Annotated in this window: 16 protein-coding genes and 1 pseudogene; all 17 read right to left on the reverse strand. The window is 68.4% G+C overall.

Annotation, left to right across the window (positions count from 1 at the left end; genetic code table 11):
• Window positions 1-183: 183 nt before the first annotated feature.
• Entirely contained in the window at window positions 184-2,247 is a 2,064-nt protein-coding gene (flhA, locus tag EVS83_RS14660) for a flagellar biosynthesis protein FlhA (protein ID WP_246022993.1), read from the reverse strand.
• The gene (flhB, locus tag EVS83_RS14665; RefSeq protein ID WP_133501799.1) at window positions 2,244-3,389 is read right to left on the reverse strand and encodes a flagellar biosynthesis protein FlhB; all 1,146 of its coding nucleotides are present in this window, start codon (window positions 3,387-3,389) and stop codon (window positions 2,244-2,246) included. Before flhB ends, flhA begins: the two co-directional genes overlap by 4 nt.
• Window positions 3,390-3,398: 9 nt before the next feature.
• Window positions 3,399-4,187, reverse strand: coding sequence for a flagellar biosynthetic protein FliR (gene fliR, locus EVS83_RS14670; protein WP_133501801.1), 789 nt, complete (start codon window positions 4,185-4,187; stop codon window positions 3,399-3,401).
• A gap of 75 nt (window positions 4,188-4,262) precedes the next feature.
• Complete coding sequence (locus tag EVS83_RS14675) at window positions 4,263-4,649, reverse strand: hypothetical protein (protein WP_133501803.1); 387 nt, start codon at window positions 4,647-4,649, stop codon at window positions 4,263-4,265.
• Window positions 4,650-4,711: 62 nt separating this feature from the next.
• Window positions 4,712-4,981, reverse strand: coding sequence for a flagellar biosynthetic protein FliQ (locus tag EVS83_RS14680; RefSeq protein WP_133501805.1), 270 nt, complete (start codon window positions 4,979-4,981; stop codon window positions 4,712-4,714).
• A 1-nt stretch (window position 4,982) separates the two neighbouring features.
• Entirely contained in the window at window positions 4,983-5,843 is an 861-nt protein-coding gene (gene fliP, locus EVS83_RS14685; RefSeq protein ID WP_342774975.1) for a flagellar type III secretion system pore protein FliP, read from the reverse strand.
• Window positions 5,840-6,226, reverse strand: a pseudogene (fliO, locus tag EVS83_RS16200) (flagellar biosynthetic protein FliO); the annotation flags it as partial. The pseudogene fliO and the gene fliP, both read right to left, overlap by 4 nt.
• A gap of 227 nt (window positions 6,227-6,453) precedes the next feature.
• Window positions 6,454-6,783 carry a flagellar motor switch protein FliN gene (gene fliN / locus EVS83_RS14695; RefSeq protein ID WP_133501810.1) on the reverse strand — a complete coding sequence of 110 codons (330 nt, stop codon included), beginning with the start codon at window positions 6,781-6,783 and terminating at the stop codon, window positions 6,454-6,456.
• Window positions 6,784-6,787: 4 nt separating this feature from the next.
• Complete coding sequence (gene fliM / locus EVS83_RS14700) at window positions 6,788-7,783, reverse strand: flagellar motor switch protein FliM (protein ID WP_133501812.1); 996 nt, start codon at window positions 7,781-7,783, stop codon at window positions 6,788-6,790.
• A gap of 11 nt (window positions 7,784-7,794) precedes the next feature.
• A complete protein-coding gene (locus tag EVS83_RS14705; protein ID WP_133501814.1) occupies window positions 7,795-8,295 on the reverse strand; it encodes a flagellar basal body-associated FliL family protein in 501 nt (166 codons plus the stop codon).
• A gap of 239 nt (window positions 8,296-8,534) precedes the next feature.
• The gene (locus EVS83_RS15735) at window positions 8,535-9,890 is read right to left on the reverse strand and encodes a flagellar hook-length control protein FliK (RefSeq protein WP_166636925.1); all 1,356 of its coding nucleotides are present in this window, start codon (window positions 9,888-9,890) and stop codon (window positions 8,535-8,537) included.
• Window positions 9,887-10,345, reverse strand: coding sequence for a flagellar export protein FliJ (fliJ, locus tag EVS83_RS14720; RefSeq protein ID WP_133501820.1), 459 nt, complete (start codon window positions 10,343-10,345; stop codon window positions 9,887-9,889). The genes EVS83_RS15735 and fliJ overlap by 4 nt, the downstream gene beginning before the upstream one ends.
• 12 nt (window positions 10,346-10,357) lie before the next feature.
• Complete coding sequence (fliI, locus tag EVS83_RS14725; protein WP_133501822.1) at window positions 10,358-11,740, reverse strand: flagellar protein export ATPase FliI; 1,383 nt, start codon at window positions 11,738-11,740, stop codon at window positions 10,358-10,360.
• Complete coding sequence (locus EVS83_RS14730) at window positions 11,737-12,324, reverse strand: FliH/SctL family protein (RefSeq protein WP_133501824.1); 588 nt, start codon at window positions 12,322-12,324, stop codon at window positions 11,737-11,739. The genes fliI and EVS83_RS14730 overlap by 4 nt, the downstream gene beginning before the upstream one ends.
• Window positions 12,321-13,325 carry a flagellar motor switch protein FliG gene (fliG, locus tag EVS83_RS14735; RefSeq protein ID WP_133501826.1) on the reverse strand — a complete coding sequence of 335 codons (1,005 nt, stop codon included), beginning with the start codon at window positions 13,323-13,325 and terminating at the stop codon, window positions 12,321-12,323. The genes EVS83_RS14730 and fliG overlap by 4 nt, the downstream gene beginning before the upstream one ends.
• Complete coding sequence (gene fliF / locus EVS83_RS14740; RefSeq protein WP_133501829.1) at window positions 13,318-14,997, reverse strand: flagellar basal-body MS-ring/collar protein FliF; 1,680 nt, start codon at window positions 14,995-14,997, stop codon at window positions 13,318-13,320. Before fliF ends, fliG begins: the two co-directional genes overlap by 8 nt.
• A 44-nt stretch (window positions 14,998-15,041) precedes the next feature.
• Entirely contained in the window at window positions 15,042-15,404 is a 363-nt protein-coding gene (gene fliE, locus EVS83_RS14745) for a flagellar hook-basal body complex protein FliE (protein ID WP_133501831.1), read from the reverse strand.
• Window positions 15,405-16,013: the final 609 nt, after the last annotated feature.

Genomic DNA, 16,013 nt, shown 5'->3' on the forward strand with positions numbered 1-16,013 from the left:
GAGGGCCACGCGGCGATGCCGCGTAAGCGGCCCTCACTCACCCGGCCCAGCGCAGCGCGCTGGGCGTTCCGTCAGGCCTGCGCGGCAGTGCCGCGCAAAGCGCGGCCTGCCATCATCCGGCCCGCGCCAGCGGCGCGGTCGTTCGCGATGGCCACGCGGCGATGCCGCGTAAGCGGCCATCGCTCACCCAATCGATCCCACCAACCGGAGTCGCTTGTCTTCCGGTACCTCGCCATACGCGAGCACCGCAAGCTGCGGCACGCTGTGGCGAACAAGACGCGCGATCGACGTGCGGATCGTCGACGGCACGAGCAGCACGGCGGGTTCGCCTTTGCCTTCCTGACGCGTGACGCAATCGCTGAGGTTCTGATGCAGCCGTTCCGCGAGCCCGGGCTCGAGCGCCGCGCCCTGGCCGGTGACCGAATCCTGCAGCACGCGTTCGAGCTGCGGCGCGAGCGTGAACACTGGCAACTCTGCATTGAGCCCGTTGAGCTCCTGCACGATGAAGCGACCCAGTGCGGTGCGCACGACGCCGACCAGCTGCGCCGGATCCTGCGTCATAGCGCCGTGTTCGAGCAGCGCTTCGACGATCTGGCGCATCTGGCGCAGCGGCACCTTCTCCAGCAGCAGCGACTGCAGCACGCGCACGATGGTCGACAGCGGCAGCAGCTTCGGCGTCAGTTCTTCGACGAGCTTCGGCGACTGCTTGGCGACGTTCGCCAGCAGCTGCTGCACTTCGTCGTGACCCAGCAGCTCGGACGCCTTGTCGCGCACGAGGTGCGAGAGATGCGTGGCGACGACCGTCGCCGGATCGACCACCGTGTAACCAAGCGATTCGGCGTGCGCGCGCTGCGTCGGCACGATCCACACCGCGTCGAGGCCGAACGCCGGATCGCGCGTTGGAATGCCTTCGACCTGGCCGAACACGCGGCCGGGATCCAGTGCCATCTCGCGATCGGGTTGCAGCTCGCCGTTCGCGACCGGCACGCCGTGCACCATGATGCGGTAGGCGTTCGGTGCGAGTTCCAGGTTGTCGCGCACGTGCACGGCGGGAATGAGGAAGCCGAGATCCTGCGTGAGCTTGCGTCGCACCCCCTTCAACCGCGCGAGCAGTTCGCCGCCCTGCGATTTGTCCACCAGGGGAATCAGGCGATAGCCGACTTCCAGCGAAAGCGGCTCGACCGGGCGCAGTTCGTCCCACGTCAGTTCCGCGTTCGGCGACGGCGTTGGTGCGTTGCCGAGCGCGTCTTCCGTCGGCGCTGCGACCTCGGCCTGCTTCGCGTTCTTGTTCATGCGCCACGCGACGTAGCCCATGCCGGCCGCGGCGATGAGGAAGAACATCGGCATGCCCGGAACGAGGCCGACAAGACCGAGGATGGCCGCGGAAACGGTGAGCGCACGGTGGTGACCGAACACCTGCTTCTTCACCGTGTCGCCCATTTCCTGCTCGGTCGTCGCACGCGTGACGAGCATCGCCGTCGCGGTGGACACCAGCAGCGCGGGCAGCTGCGCGACGAGGCCGTCGCCGATCGCGAGCAGCGAATACGTGCTCGCCGCCTGACCGAAACCCAAGCCGTGCTGCAGCATGCCGATCAGCATGCCGCCGACGAGGTTGATGCCGAGGATGAGTAGGCCCGCGACGGCGTCGCCGCGCACGAACTTGCCGGCACCGTCCATCGAGCCGTAGAAGTCGGCTTCGTTGCGCACGTCTTCGCGACGCGCCTTCGCTTCCTCGCGCGTGAGCAGGCCGGCGTTGAGGTCGGCGTCGATCGCCATCTGCTTGCCGGGCATCGCGTCGAGGATGAACCGCGCCGACACTTCCGAGATGCGGCCCGCGCCCTTCGTCACCACCACGAAGTTGATGATGGTGAGGATCGCGAACACGACGAGGCCGACGGCGTAGCTGCCGCCGATGACGAACTGGCCGAACGATTCGATGACGTGGCCCGCGGCGGCTTCGCCTTCGTGGCCGTGCAGCAGCACCACGCGCGTCGATGCGACGTTCAGCGCGAGGCGCAGCAACGTCACCATCAGCAGCACGCTGGGGAAGATCGAGAATTCCAGCGGGCGCTTGACGTAGACCACCGCCAGCAGCACGACCAGCGACAGCGCGATGTTGATGGTGAAGAAGGCATCGAGCACCAGCGGCGACAGCGGCACCGTCACCATGGCCAGCATGCCCAGCACCACCAGCGGTGCACCTGCGCCGCCCTTCAACGCCTGCATGATTCCTGCAGCGCGACTCATGCGTTATCTCCGACCGGATCGGGCGCGCCGTCGGCGCCGACGTCGACCTGCACCAGCTGCGGCATCGGCCCGCGCGACGGGTGCCCTTTGCGCAACTGGAAGATGTAGGTGAGCACCTGCGCCACCGCGGCGTAGAGCTTCACCGGGATTTCCTCGTCGACCTTGCACTGGCGATACAGCGCACGCGCGAGCGGCGGTGCTTCGACCAGCGAGACCTTGTGCTGGCCCGCGAGTTCGCGGATGCGCAGCGCCAGTTCGTCCACGCCCTTGGCGACGACCTTCGGCGCGCGCATCGCACCGGCTTCGTACTTGAGCGCGATGGCGTAGTGCGTCGGGTTGGTGATGACGACGTCCGCCGTCGGCACCGCGTCCATCATGCGGCGGTTCGCCATCTCGCGCGCTGCATGGCGCATGCGCGCCTTCACTTCGGGATTGCCGTCGGATTCCTTCGCTTCGTCGCGGAGTTCCTGCTTCGTCATCTTCAGCCGCGCGCGCCAGGCGAAGCGCTGGTAGGGCACATCGATGGCGGCCAGTGCGGCGAGCGCGACGATCAGCGCGAGGAACACGCCGAGCACGGCGTCGACGCCGTTGCCGACCGCCATCTCGAGCGACTGCTTGGGCATGTCCATCAGGCGCGACATCGAGCCCTTGATCACCATCGCGGCGATGCCGCCGATCAGCAGAACGCGCAACAGCGAGCGCCCGAGTTCCGCGAACGATTCCTTGCCGTACATGCGGTTGAGGCCCGCCATCGGGCTCAGTCGCGTGAGGTCGGCCTTGAGCGCGCCGCCGGAGAAGCGCAGGCCGCTCATGAGCGCGGGCGCGACGAAGCAGCCGGCGAGCGCGGCGAGGATCAGCGGCGACACCTGCATCAACAGCGCGGCCGCGGTCTTGGCGGCGTAGACGGGCATGCGGCCCGGGTCGTTCAGCAGGGCGGGCTCGAACTGCAGCGCATTGCGCATCCAGTCGCGCGAGGCCGCGCCGATGTGCGGGCCGGCCACCTTCAGCGCGAGCGTCGCGCAGCCCAGCACCGCCACGTTCGCGAGTTCCTTCGAGCGCGGCACATCGCCGCGCTCGCGGGCTTCCCGCAATCGCTTTTCTGATGGGGCTTCGGTGCGGTCTTCGTTGTCGGTCTCGGACATCGCAGCAAATCAGCCGGTGAGGGCCCGGGCCGCCTCGAAGGCGTCGCCGAACAGCCGTTGCACCGGGCCCTGCAATTCCCTTGCCAGCGTCATGAGCAGCAGCAGGCCGACCAGCAGGGCGATCGGGAAACCCAGCGACATCGGGTTCAGCTGCTGCGCCGCCTTCGACAGCACGCCGATCGCCACGTTGACCGCCAGCAGCGCCATCATCACCGGCAGCGCCAGCAGCAGGCCGGTGCGCAGCGCGACGCCGAAGAACTCCGGCACCGACTGCACGAACGCGCCCCAATCCGGAATGGGCGCGCCGACCGGCATCGAGTGGTAGCTGTCGAACAGCAGCTGGACCAGCGCCAGATGGCCGTCGGTGGTGAAGAACACCAGGCCGAACGCCAGGAAGAACCACTGCGAGATCACGGGCGACGCGGTGCCGCTCAGCGGGTTCGCGAGCGTCGCGTTCGACAGGCCCATGCCCTGGCTGACCAGTTCGCCGGCGACTTCACCGGCCTCGAAGGCGATGCGAAGCATCAGCCCGATCGCGACGCCCATCGCGAATTCACGGCCGACCGCGAGGAACGTCGCCGCATTGACGCCCGCCGGCGGCGGCGCCGGCAGCATCTGCGCCAGCGCCGCGGAAATCGCGATGGCGAGCACGAGGCGCGACCGCGCCGGCATGCTGCGGCCGCCCACCATCGGCAGCACCTGGATCGCCGCGCCGATGCGCAGCGTGTACCAGAGCACGCTGGCTAGCATGCCGAAGAGGTTCAGCCCGTCGGCAGTGGTGAGGGTGACGGCATCCATCGCGGGCGGTGGATGCAAAGCGCGTTCCCGCGTGACGAAGCGGCGTCGTCGACGGCCGCTTACCGCATCGGACCGTCAGGGCTTCGTCAGCATCTCGATGACGATCGGATAGCGCGCCTGGCCGGCCTTGAGCGGCGGCGCACGCAGCGTGAGTGCGCCGAAGCGCGGCGCGAAGCAGCGGGCGAGGGGACTGGCGGGACGCATGTCGAGATTGGAGACGCGGCCCGCGGCGTCGACGTCGGCGACCAGCACGAAATCGCCGCCGCGCGCCGGATCGGTGCCCTTCGGCACGCAGGGCACCAGTGCGTGGTGCATCGCCGGGACCATCGCGGTGTCGTAGATGAAGCCGGGGCGCGTGGCGACGGCGGCTTTCGCGGCGGCCACGCGGGCGTCGAACGCCGGCGTCGCGGCAACGGCAGCGGATGCGGCGAACAGCAGGATGAGCGGGGCAGAGGACTTCATCGGCGTCATCGAATGCGATCGATGGAGCGTGCAGGGTCGCGACTGAACAGCGTCGCGACGACTCAGCCGATGAGCTGCGGGATCCGCGCGAACAGGTCCGCCGTGAACGACACCAGCCGGCCGAGCAGGAAATGGCCCATCAGCGCGATGGTCGCCGTGAGCGCGATGGCTTTGACGACGAAACCGATCGTCTGCTCGTTGATCTGCGTCGCCGCCTGCACGACGCCGACGACCACGCCGACACCGAGCACCGCGAGCAGCGGCGGTGCGCCGAGGACCAGCGCCATTTCCAGGCCGCGGGTGATTTCCGTCATTGCGACTTCGGGCGTCATGTCACGTCACCGGATTGAAGGAGCCGGCGAGCGAGCCGACCACGAGCACCCAGCCGTCGACGAGCACGAACAGCAGGATCTTGAAGGGCGCCGACACGATCATCGGCGACATCATCATCATGCCCATCGACATCAGCACACTGGCGACGACGAGGTCGATGATCACGAACGGGATGTAGATCAGGAATGCGATCTCGAACGCCGTCTTGAGTTCGCTGGTGAGGAACGACGCGGCGAGCACGCTGAAGGGCACGTCGTTCGGCGTCGCGTACGGGCCGGTGTGCGAGAGGCCCGCGAACGTCATGAGGTCGGTGTCGCGCACCTGCGCCAGCATGAAGCCGCGGAATGGTTGCGATGCGGCGGCCCACGCCGATTTGAAATCCATGTGGCCGTCGAGGTACGGCGCGATGCCGGCCGTCCACGCGTGGTCGAACGTCGGCGTCATCACCATGAAGGTGAGGAACAGCGCGAGCGCGAGCAGCACCTGGTTGCTCGGCGTCTGGCCGGTGCCGAGCGCCTGTCGCAGCAGGCCCAGCACGATGATGATGCGCGTGAATGCGGTGATGCCCATCAACGCCGCCGGCAGCAGCGTGATGCCGGTCATCAGCAGCAGCACCTGCAGCGGCATGCTCACCGGCTGGCCACCGACCTGGCCGACGTTGATCGACGGCAGCGGCTTGGACGGCGTGGCGGCCGTTGCGTTCGCAGTGGACGCAGCCGTCGTCGACTGCGTAGAAGCAGCGACGGGTGCAGCCGGCGCCGCCTGCGCATGCGCGGTGTTGCCGACCAGCGCGAAGGCGAGGCCGAAGATCAGGGCGAGTGCGCACAGCGTGCGCATCAGTCGCTCGAGCGTGATGCTCATGACTTCTTACCGAAATGCTGCGCGAGCACCTGTGCGAACACGGATGGTGCCGTCGATTCGGCGACGGGCAGCGGATGCTCCAACGTGTGCAAAGTCCGTACCCCACCCTGACCGACGCCGACCAGCAGCTGCTGGCCGTTGATGTCGAGCACGACGGCGCGTTCGCGCGGACCGAGCGCGACGCTCGCCACGACTTTCAATTGCGACGAGCCGCCGCCGGCCTTCATGCCTGGCATGCGCTTGGCCAGCCAGCCCAGGCCGAGGATCAGGCCGATGACGAGCAGCAGCGAAAACACCGCGCCGCCGATGCTGCCGGCGTCGGCCGGCGAATGCGCGGCGGGGTGCGCGACCTGCGCGGTTGTGGTGGTGCGAAGCGGGAAGGCGACCTTGTGTGCGGGATCGACGACGGGTGTGGACGGCGCGGTCGTCGTCGCAGGCGCGACGGTCGATGCGGCCGCCGGCGCGACGTCAGCGGGCGTCGCGGTGTTCACGGTCGTCGCATTTGCAGGCGCTGCGTTCGTTGACGACGGCACCGCCGGTTGCACGTTCGCAGCCGCCTGCACCGGCGCCGCCACTGCGACCAGCTCGTCCATGGCCGGACCCACGCCGCTCACTTGAGGCGCTTGATGCGCTCGGACGGGCTCACCACGTCCGTGAGGCGTACGCCGAAGCGATCGTTGACGACGACCACTTCGCCCTGCGCGATCAGCGTGCCGTTGACGTAGACGTCGAGCGGCTCGCCGGCAGCGCGTTCGAGTTCGACCACCGAACCCTGGTTAAGCTGCAGCAGGTTGCGGATCGGAATGCGCGCGCGGCCCACTTCGAGCGACAGCGTCACGTTGACGTCGAGGATGACGTCGAGATTGAGGTCGGTGCCGATACCGCCCTCGGCGGTCAGCGTGTCGAAGGCCGCAGGCGCGGCAGCGTCGGAAGGATTCATGGCGTTAACCCAGGGAATCGAGGGGAATCAGCGACCGCGGCTGGTTCACGTGGGTGATCTTGATGGCGTTCTTGCCGTTGTGCGTGCCGAATTCGCCCGCGAACAGCGAGGTACCTTCGACTTCCAGCGACAACTGCTTCGGCAGATCGATCGGAATGACGTCGCCGACTTTCAGCTGGCTCAGCGCGCGTAGCGAGATCTGCCGCTCCGCGAGGTTGCTGCTGATTTCGACGTCGGCGTCCTGCAGCTGGTTGCGCAGCGCGCGCGTCCAGTTCTCGTCCTTCTCGATGCGGTCGCTCTGCACGCCGGCGTCGAGGAGTTCGCGGATCGGCTCCAGCATCGAATAGGGCAGGGCGACATGCAGTTCGCCGCCGCCGCCTTCGAGTTCAACATGGAAGCGGCTGACGGCGATGTACTCGCGCGGCGAAATGATGTTCGCGAAGTGCGGGTTGACCTCGGAGTTCACGTACTCGAACTCCACCGGCATCACCGGCGCCCACGCTTCGGTGAGGTCGGCGAAGGTCTGCTTGAGCAGCAGCTGGATCACGCGCATTTCCGTCGGCGTGAACTCGCGACCCTCGATGCGCGTGTGGTACTTGCCCAGGCCGCCGAAGAAGTTGTCGACGGTGGTGAACACCAGGCGAGGTTCGAACACGATGATGCCGGTGCCCCGCAGCGGCTTCATCTTGATGAGATTGAGGTTGTTCGGCACCTGCAGCGAATGCATGTATTCGCCGAAGCGGATCAGGTCGATGCCGCGCACCGAAAGATCCGCCGAACGACGCAGCAGGTTGAACAGGCCGATGCGCCACGTGCGCGCGAAGCGCTCGTTGATCATCTCGAGCGTCGGCAGCCGGCCGCGGACGATCTTGTCCTGGCTGGCGAAATCGTAGTTGCGCGCCTCGCCCGGTGCGGCCGGCGGCTCGACTTCGATCGCACCCGCGTCCACGCCGTGGAGGAGGGCATCGATCTCGTCTTGTGAGAGCAGGTCGGAGCTCATGCGCGGATCCCTTACTGGGTGACCAGGCTCGTGAAGATCACGGCGTCGACCTTGCCGGGCGCGCCTTCGGTCTTGAGCACGCTGCGCACTTCGGCAAGCGCCTTTTCCTGCAGGCGTTCCTTGCCGCTGCGCTGCGCGAGCTGGTCGGCGGTCTGCTGGCCGAACAGCAGCAGCAGGCGGTTGCGGATCGCGGGCGCCTGTTCCTGCAGCGCGGCCAGCGTTTCCGGGTCGCGCGTGGCGAGCTGCACGTCGGCCTGCAGGTAACGCACGGTGTCGGTGTCGGCGAGGTTGACCACGAACGACGGGTCCATCGCGAAGTACTGCGTCGGCAGCTTCTTCTCGGCTTCCTTCTTGGACGGCGCGGCGTGCGCGGTCCACCACCATGCGCCGACGCCACCGCCGCCAAGCAGCAGCGTCGCGGCGGCGATGATGACGATCAGCTTCTTCTTGCTCTTCTTGGGCGCGTCGGTCGCTTCAGGGGCGGCGGCCGGGGCTGGGGCTTTGGCGGACACGTCGGAAACTCCAGGGGTACGCCGGCGTCGTGCAAGGGGCGTGCCGGGACTGGAGAGCAGATCGACGGGGTTTTGACACGGGCCTGAACAGGGCGGCGTCGGGAGACCGGCGCGGAGCGGGTCGAGGGTCGCAAAGCGGCGCTACAAGGCCCGCTGACAACGCCGATGGGCCCCGTTCGGTTACGAACGCGTCGGCTTAATCGACCTACCTGCTGACAAAAGCCGGCAACGCGCCGGGATCAGGCGTATTCGTCGATGATCCCGCGCGCCCGCAGCGTGCGAACCGTGGTGACATGGGGCTGGGCATCGCCGCCGAGCTCCGTGCCGGCGCCGAACGCCTGCGACCCGGACGCCGCGCGGCCATCGCCGCCCTGACGGCTCCCGGATCCGACCTGCGCCTGGCCGAGCTCCATGCCCTGGCGGCCGAGCAGGTCGCGCAGGCGGTCCATGCCCGACTCGAGGGCCTGGCGGACGTCGGCGTGCGCCGCGTGGAACTGCGCGTTCACGCGATGCCCATCCATCTGCAGGCGGATATCGATCGGGCCGAGGCCTTCGGGCGTCACACGCACTTCAGCGTGATCGAGGCGCTGGTCGGCCATCCACGTGATGCGCTGGCTCATGCCGTCGTCGAAATCGGCGTCGAGCGCGAGCGGTGCGGCCGCCGGCATCGCGACGACGACGTCGCGCACCGCGGCGAGCGGCGCCTCCGCGCCTTTCGCGAGCAGCGGGTTGAACGCCGGCGCGGTGATGGGCGGGGTCGCATCCGAGCTGCTGGATGCGGCGTCGCGGTCCGTCCGGTTGCCGGCGAGGGCCGCCAGCGCGGCGAACGCGTCGGTCGCGGGCGTGGCGGTTGATTGACCATTCGATGCGGCGTCGACCGTCGGCATCGTCAACGCCTGCAGAAGCGAAGCGCCGTTGCCGGTGGCCGGTGCGAGCGTGTTCGCCGAGCTCGGCGCGGTTCCGTCGATCGGAAGTGCGTTCGAGAGAGCGCTCGCGCCGACCGCCGAGGTGACCACTGAAGTCGCCGTGCCCTGCAATGTCGACAGGCCTGCGCCTGCAGTTGCATCGCCCGTCGCAGCCGGCGGCTTCGATGCCGCCCAGTCGCCCGTCAGCAGCGCGAGCATGCGGTCGGGCAGCGAGTCGGCGGGCGCGGCGTCGGTGCTCGTGTCGGTCGGTGCAGCGGCGCTGGTCGTCGCGTCGTTCGCAGACTTCACGCTGTCCGCGATGGAGGTCTCGGATGCGTCGTCCGTGTCAGCGTGGCGCGATCCACGGCGCGCCGCCGCGTTCGGGCCTTCGTGGGCCTTCGCGCGCACGCGCGATGCATCGTCCGCGTGGGCGTCGTCGGGAGCGTGCGAACGTGCTTCGGCGCGCGCCGTCTCGCGTGCGTGCGGGCGTTCGTCGATGGAGCGGGGCGCGTTGCCGTCCGTCGAACGATCACGCATGACGTCACGACGCGCGTCGACGTCCGCCTTCGGCACGTCTCCGGTATCGAACGAGAATTCCGGAACGTCCTGCTGCGACGTCTTCGACGATGGATTCGTCGCGCCCGTGCCATTCAACGCAGCGAGCGACGCTGCGGAGCGATCGACGTTCACTTCGCATCCCCTTCGGTGCCGAGCGCGGGGACGCGACGGCGGCCGGCGAGGTCGTCGAGTTCCTTCTGCGAGCGCTTGTCCGCCACGCGCGATTCCTCGGCGCGATAGCTCGCCGCGAGCTTTTCCAGCACGTGCGTTTCACGGCTCGCGAGCATCAGCCGCGCGCGTTCGACTTCCGTCGCCTCGCGCGAGCGATCGACGATCTGCATCTGCTGCGCGACAGCCTGCTGCAGCTTCGACTGGAACGCCACGCGGTTCGCGAGCAGCGCGGGGTTGAGCATCGCGCCCTGTTCGGGCGTGGCGGAATATTCGGCGGCGTAACGCTGCAGCGCGTCCAGGCGCGCCTTCTGCTCGGCGTGCGCGGCTTCGCGCGCGGCGACCTGCTGCGCGACTTCGTCCTGCTGGCGCTGCTTGATCTGGATGATCGGATCGAGGCGTTGGGAACGCGGTGCCATGGGGGAATCCGGTTAGAGCGGAAAACCGCTGCCATCGTCGAGCAGCTGCATGAGTGCCGCCTTGCTCTGCTCGACGTTCGACGCTTCGCGGACATCCTGTCCCAGGAATTCCATGATCGACGGCCAGCGCGCGAGCGCTTCGTCCACGGTCGGATCGCTGCCGCGCTGGTAGGCGCCGATCGCGATCAGGTCGCGCTGCGTCGAATAGGCCGACATCAGGCGCTTGAGCTTGCGGATGCGATCGCGCCACGGCGCGTCGGTGATGTCCTGCATCACGCGCGACACCGAGACCTCGACGTCGATCGCGGGGTACTGGCCGGCATCGGCAATGCGGCGCGACAGCACGATGTGGCCGTCGAGGATCGCGCGCGCGGCGTCGGCGATCGGTTCCTGCTGGTCGTCGCCTTCGGTCAGCACCGTATAGAACGCGGTGATCGAACCGCGGCCGTCGGCGCCGTTGCCCGCGCGCTCGACCAGCGCCGGGAGCTTGGCGAACACGCTCGGCGGATAGCCACGCGTGGTCGGCGGCTCGCCGACCGACAGGCCGATCTCGCGTTGCGCCTGCGCGTAGCGGGTCAGGGAGTCCATCAGCAGCAGGACATGCAAGCCCTGGTCCCGGTAGTACTCGGCGATCGCGGTGGCGCGCAGGGCGCCGTGCAGGCGGGCGAGCGGCGGGCGGTCCGCCGGCGCGGCGACGACGACGGACCGGCGCAGGCCTTCCTCGCCCAGCGTGGCTTCGACGAAGTCGCGGACTTCGCGGCCTCGTTCGCCGATCAGGCCGACGACGATGACGTCCGCCGCGGTGAACTTGGTCATCATGCCGAGCAGCGTCGACTTGCCGACGCCGGAGCCGGCGAACAGGCCGACGCGCTGGCCGCGACCGATCGGCAGCAGCGCGTTGATCGCGCGCACGCCGACGTCGAGCGAATGCGTGATCGGCTCGCGCATGAGTGGATTGATCGAGCGTCCGGCCAGACCCATGTGGCTCTCGGCGCGGATCGGGCCGCGGCCGTCGAGCGGCACGCCGTCCGAATCGATGACGCGGCCGAGCAGGCCTTCGCCCACGGCGACTTCGCCTTCCTGGCGGCTCGGCACCACGCGCGCATTCGGCAACAGGCCTTCGAGGTTCGCCGTCGGCATCAGATACGTGCGGTCACCGGCGAAGCCGACGACTTCCGCGTCGACCCAGCGACCGCCCGCAACCTCCACGCGGCAACGCGAACCGAGCGGCGCGGAGCAACCGCTCGCCTCGAGCGTCAGGCCCACTGCGCGACGCAGCACGCCTTCGCGCGCAAGGCCGGCGTTCGCGACGAGCGGATCGGTGTTCGACAACCGCGCCGCAAGGCGAAGGTTGCGCGCTTCTCCCCACTGCGCGGCAGCAATGCTGGTGGTCATGCGTCGCCCTTCGGTGCGTCGAGCATGGCGTTGAGGCAGGCCTTCAGGCGCGCGTCGAGCGTGCCGTCGATGCGCATGCTTTCGCTGTGCAGTCGCAGCTCGCCGCGGGCGAGGGTGGTGTCGCCGGTGAGGCGCACGCCGTCGAGCGTCATCAGGTGCGGCATCAGCACGCCGAGGTCGTCCGGGTGCAGGCGCAGTTCGACATCGCGCGAGCTGCTGCCCACGGCGTCGAGCGCATCGCGCACGAGGTCCGCGAGCAGCGTCGGGTCGAGCCGGTACGCATGGCCGACCAGCGTGCCCGCGACGCGCGTCGCGAGATCGATCAGTGCATCGCTCACTTCGCCATCGAGGCGCGCGAGGGGACGCGTGAAGCTGTCGAGAATGCCTTCGATCTGCGCGATCTGCCGACGGATTTCCGACTGGCCGGTCGCGTAACCGTCCGCCTGGCCACGACGGAAACCGTCCTGGTAGGCGGCATCGGTGATCGCCTGCAATTCCTCGACGCTCGGCGGCTGCGGCACGTCGGCCGCGGCCACCGGTTCGAAGCCCGGTGCGATCCAGCGCAGCACCGCGGCCTCGCTCATACGAACGTCTCCGCCTTGGCGATGAGCTGGATGGTGCCGTCATCGGCCATCTTGCGGACGATGCCGAGGATTTCCTTCTGCGCGGCTTCGACATCGGCGAGACGCACGGGGCCGCGCGCTTCCATGTCGTCCTTGAGGATTTCGGCCGCGCGCTGCGACATGTTGCCGATGATCTTGTCCTTGACCTTCGTGTCCGCACCGCGCAGTGCGACCGCGAGCTTCTCGTTCGGCACTTCGCGCAGGATGCTCTGCATCGCCTTGTCGTCGATGTCGGCGAGGTTGTCGAACACGAACATGAGGTCGCGGATCTGCGTGGACAGCGTTTCGTCCATCTGGCCGATCGCGCCGAGGATCACCTCGTCCTGGCCGCTGTCCATGAAGTTGAGGATGTTCGCCGCGCACTTCACGCCGCCGAGCGCGGACGACTTGATGTTCTGGCTGCCCGCGAACTGCTTGGCCATGACATCGTTCAATTCGTTGAGTGCATGCGGCGGCACGCCGTCGAGCGTGGCGATGCGCACGAGCACGTCGCTCTTGACGCGCTCGGGGAAGCACTTGAGCACCTCGGCGCCCTGGTCGGGGTCGAGGTGCGACATCACGATCGCGATGATCTGCGGATGTTCGTTGCGTACGAGCTCGGCGATCGCACGCGGCTCCATCCACTTCAGCGTGTCGAGGCCCGACGTGTTGCGGCCCAGCAGGATGCGGTCGATGAGGCTCGACGCGCGATCCTCGCCGAGCGCCTGCACGAGCACCGCGCGCACGTATTCGTCCGCACCGGCGCCGAGGCCGGACGGCTGCTGCAGCGTGTCGACGAAATCGTCGACCACGTCGACCACCTGGTTGCGCGTGACGCCGCCGACCGACGTCATCGCGACGCCGAGCTTCTGCACTTCCTTCGCGGACATGTGCTTCAGCACTTCAGCGGCCTGCTGTTCGCCCAGCGTGAGCAGGACGATCGCGGCCTTCTGCGTGCCGGTGAGTTGCTGCTGATCAGCCATCGGACGCCACCATGTCGCGCACGACCTGGGCCACGCGCTTGGGATCGCTGGTCACCGCGGTGCGGGCCACGTTGATCTTTTCGTCGAACTGCATCGCCGCCGTCGGCAGCGCCGGATCGTGCGGACGCGACACGCGCGGGTTCTGCGCCTGCTCGAGTTCTTCGGCGACGATCGTCGCCACCGCCGACTGCTGCGGAATCACCACCTTCGGCTGCAGCATCTGGCGGAAGGCCGGGCGCAGCACGGTGAAGATCAGCACGATGACCGCGATGCCACCGAGGATCGTGCGCAGCAGGTCACGCGCATGCGGGTCCTGCCAGATCGGCGTCGAATCGCCGGTGTCGTCCCCGACGTCGCGGGCGAACGGCTGATTGACGACCGACACGCCGTCGCCGCGCGCCTGATCGAAACCGATGGCCTGCTGCACGAGCGTCTGGATGCGCTGCTGTTCGGCGGGCGTCAGCGGACGCAGCTTCTGCTTGCCGTCCTTGCCCGCGGGGCCGGCCGGCACGTTGTCGACCAGCACCGCCGCGGTGACGCGACGGATCTTGCCGGGCGCCTGGCGCGTATGCGTCAGCGTGCGGTCGACTTCGTAGTTGCGGACTTCGTTGCGCGTGCCCTGCGCGCCGGCCGGAATGTTCGGCTTGGCGGCGGTGTTCTGTGCCGTGGTCGGCGCGGTGCCGGCGGGCGTCGGCGTATTGCTGGCGCTGCCCGGCACGCCCTGCGCGGGTGCGCCGTTGCCGTTCGCCGCGGCCATCGCGCCGATGTCGCCGCTCTGCGACAGCTGTTCGCTGCGCACCTGCGCGTCGGGACCGTAGGTTTCCTTTGCTTCTTCGGTCTCGTTGAAATCCATGTCGACGCTGACCTGCGCGCTCACGCGACCCGGGCCCGTCATCGGCTCGAGCAGCTGCTCGATGCGCTGAACGTAGACGGCTTCCTGGCGGTGCTGCTGGTCGAACTGCTGCTGACCGATCGCTTCGGCCGACGTCGGATCGCGCGTGGTGAGCATGCGGCCGTACTGGTCGACCACCGTGACGCGGTTGGTCGGCAGGTCCGGAATGCTCGTGGAGACGAGATTGACGATCGCGTCGACCTGGTTCTGCTCGAGCGTGGCGCCCGTGCGCAGCTGCAGCACGACGGACGCGCTCGCGCTTTCCTTGTCACGCGTGAACGCGCTCGGCTTGGGCAGCGCGAGATGCACGCGCGCCTCGCGCACCGGGCGCAGGTTGGAGATGGTGCGGGCGAGTTCGATTTCCTGCGCGTGCTGGTAGCGCGCGTTCTCGACGAACTGGCTGGTGCCGAAGCCCTGGTCGCCTTCCATCGCCTCGAAACCCTTGTCGCCGCCTGCCGGCAGGCCGGCCGAGGCGAGTGCCATCTTCGCTTCGCCGAGCTTGTCGGTCGGCACGGCGAGCGCGCCGGTGGCGGTGTCGATCTTGTAGGGAATCTGCGCGGTGCTGAGCAGCTGCGACGCGTCCTCGGTCGACTTCGCGTCGAGGCCTGCATACACGGGCACGTAGTTCGGCTTCTGCGTCCAGAAGAACAGCCACAGGCCCGCCGCGATCGCCGCCGCGACGAGCGCGATCATGCCGACCTGGCGGATGGCCGGGATGTCCTGCAGGCGACCCAGCTTCTGCAGGTTCTCGGAGGTCTTGGGAAGCGCGATCACGGACATCGGCGGGTCTCGTTACGGTTCGATCATCGGGTCGGAAAGGGCCGTCAGATCGGCATGTTCATGACGTCCTGGTACGCCTGCACCAGACGGTTTCTAACCTCGACCGTGGCGCGGAAGGCGACCTGGGACTGCTGCATGGCGACCATCACGCGGGCGAGGTCCGCCTTGGGATCGCCCATTTCGAAGGCCTGCTGCAGCTGGCTGGCGTCGTTCTGGACCTTGCTGACGTTGTCGATGGCGTTCGACATCGCCGATTTGAAGCCGCCGCCCGATGCGCCCTCGACGCCGCCGGTGGCGCTACCGGCCGTGGGCGCGATACCGTTGCCCGAAGCAACGTCCGACATCCCGCGCATCCGCGTCTCGTGGGCGCGGATCTGGGACAGGATCGAGGAAATCGCGTCGGTCATGGCAGGCTCGTCACGGAGACTTGCCGGGCTTCAGGCAAGCGGCGTGCCACGGGGGTGACGGGAAACCGGCGGTTGGTGGCAGAAGCGGCGGCTGTGCGGGGCCATAACGCGCGGGCGACAGGTGGTCCAGCAAGGCCGGTTGTACGGATGTCGGGCGACTGATCGCGCGGGGTAGCCATAGGCGCGGCTCTTGCCGGTCATCGCGTGATGGCTCGTCGGCTGATGATCTAGCGGGTTCCGGCACTCGTGGCGACTAAGGCCGCTTAGCACCGCACCGCGTCGCCGTAAGCAGCGGTGTGGCGGGACGGGGACGGCTGGTCGGAAGTAGGCGTGGTGCGCGCGATGACTCGGAGGGGGTGGGAGCCGCCGGCTGGGCTAGGCGCTGCCGACGGCCCTGACGCACCGCTCACTCTGGTCACCAGGGGTGAACGCCGAACGTCGAATAACAAGCCGCCCGGCGGTGGACACGGACCGGTGCGCGGTAGGCGGTCGGTCGGCGCTGAGCACTGCGCCAATGGGACGGCGGTGGCCCCGGGGCAGTGGACGGTAAGTCGCCGAGAGCCACTAACCGTTAGCGGTCAGCCGTCAGCCGTCAGCCGTCAGCCGTCA

The sequence above is a fragment of the Cognatilysobacter terrigena genome (assembly GCF_004361065.1).
Lineage (GTDB): Bacteria > Pseudomonadota > Gammaproteobacteria > Xanthomonadales > Xanthomonadaceae > Cognatilysobacter > Cognatilysobacter terrigena.

What these genes read in the sequence shown, in the direction of transcription:
- EVS83_RS14675 (WP_133501803.1), bottom strand. Translation starts at nt 4,649, where the DNA reads ATGAAGTCCTCTGCCCCGCTCATCCTGCTGTTCGCCGCATCCGCTGCC.
- fliF (WP_133501829.1), bottom strand. Translation starts at nt 14,997, where the DNA reads ATGTCCGTGATCGCGCTTCCCAAGACCTCCGAGAACCTGCAGAAGCTG.
- EVS83_RS14680 (WP_133501805.1), bottom strand. Translation starts at nt 4,981, where the DNA reads ATGACGCCCGAAGTCGCAATGACGGAAATCACCCGCGGCCTGGAAATG.
- fliG (WP_133501826.1), bottom strand. Translation starts at nt 13,325, where the DNA reads ATGGCTGATCAGCAGCAACTCACCGGCACGCAGAAGGCCGCGATCGTC.
- fliI (WP_133501822.1), bottom strand. Translation starts at nt 11,740, where the DNA reads ATGACCACCAGCATTGCTGCCGCGCAGTGGGGAGAAGCGCGCAACCTT.
- flhB (WP_133501799.1), bottom strand. Translation starts at nt 3,389, where the DNA reads ATGTCCGAGACCGACAACGAAGACCGCACCGAAGCCCCATCAGAAAAG.
- fliR (WP_133501801.1), bottom strand. Translation starts at nt 4,187, where the DNA reads ATGGATGCCGTCACCCTCACCACTGCCGACGGGCTGAACCTCTTCGGC.
- fliJ (WP_133501820.1), bottom strand. Translation starts at nt 10,345, where the DNA reads ATGGCACCGCGTTCCCAACGCCTCGATCCGATCATCCAGATCAAGCAG.
- EVS83_RS14730 (WP_133501824.1), bottom strand. Translation starts at nt 12,324, where the DNA reads ATGAGCGAGGCCGCGGTGCTGCGCTGGATCGCACCGGGCTTCGAACCG.
- fliN (WP_133501810.1), bottom strand. Translation starts at nt 6,783, where the DNA reads ATGAATCCTTCCGACGCTGCCGCGCCTGCGGCCTTCGACACGCTGACC.
- flhA (WP_246022993.1), bottom strand. Translation starts at nt 2,247, where the DNA reads ATGAGTCGCGCTGCAGGAATCATGCAGGCGTTGAAGGGCGGCGCAGGT.
- fliM (WP_133501812.1), bottom strand. Translation starts at nt 7,783, where the DNA reads ATGAGCTCCGACCTGCTCTCACAAGACGAGATCGATGCCCTCCTCCAC.
- fliE (WP_133501831.1), bottom strand. Translation starts at nt 15,404, where the DNA reads ATGACCGACGCGATTTCCTCGATCCTGTCCCAGATCCGCGCCCACGAG.
- fliP (WP_342774975.1), bottom strand. Translation starts at nt 5,843, where the DNA reads ATGAGCATCACGCTCGAGCGACTGATGCGCACGCTGTGCGCACTCGCC.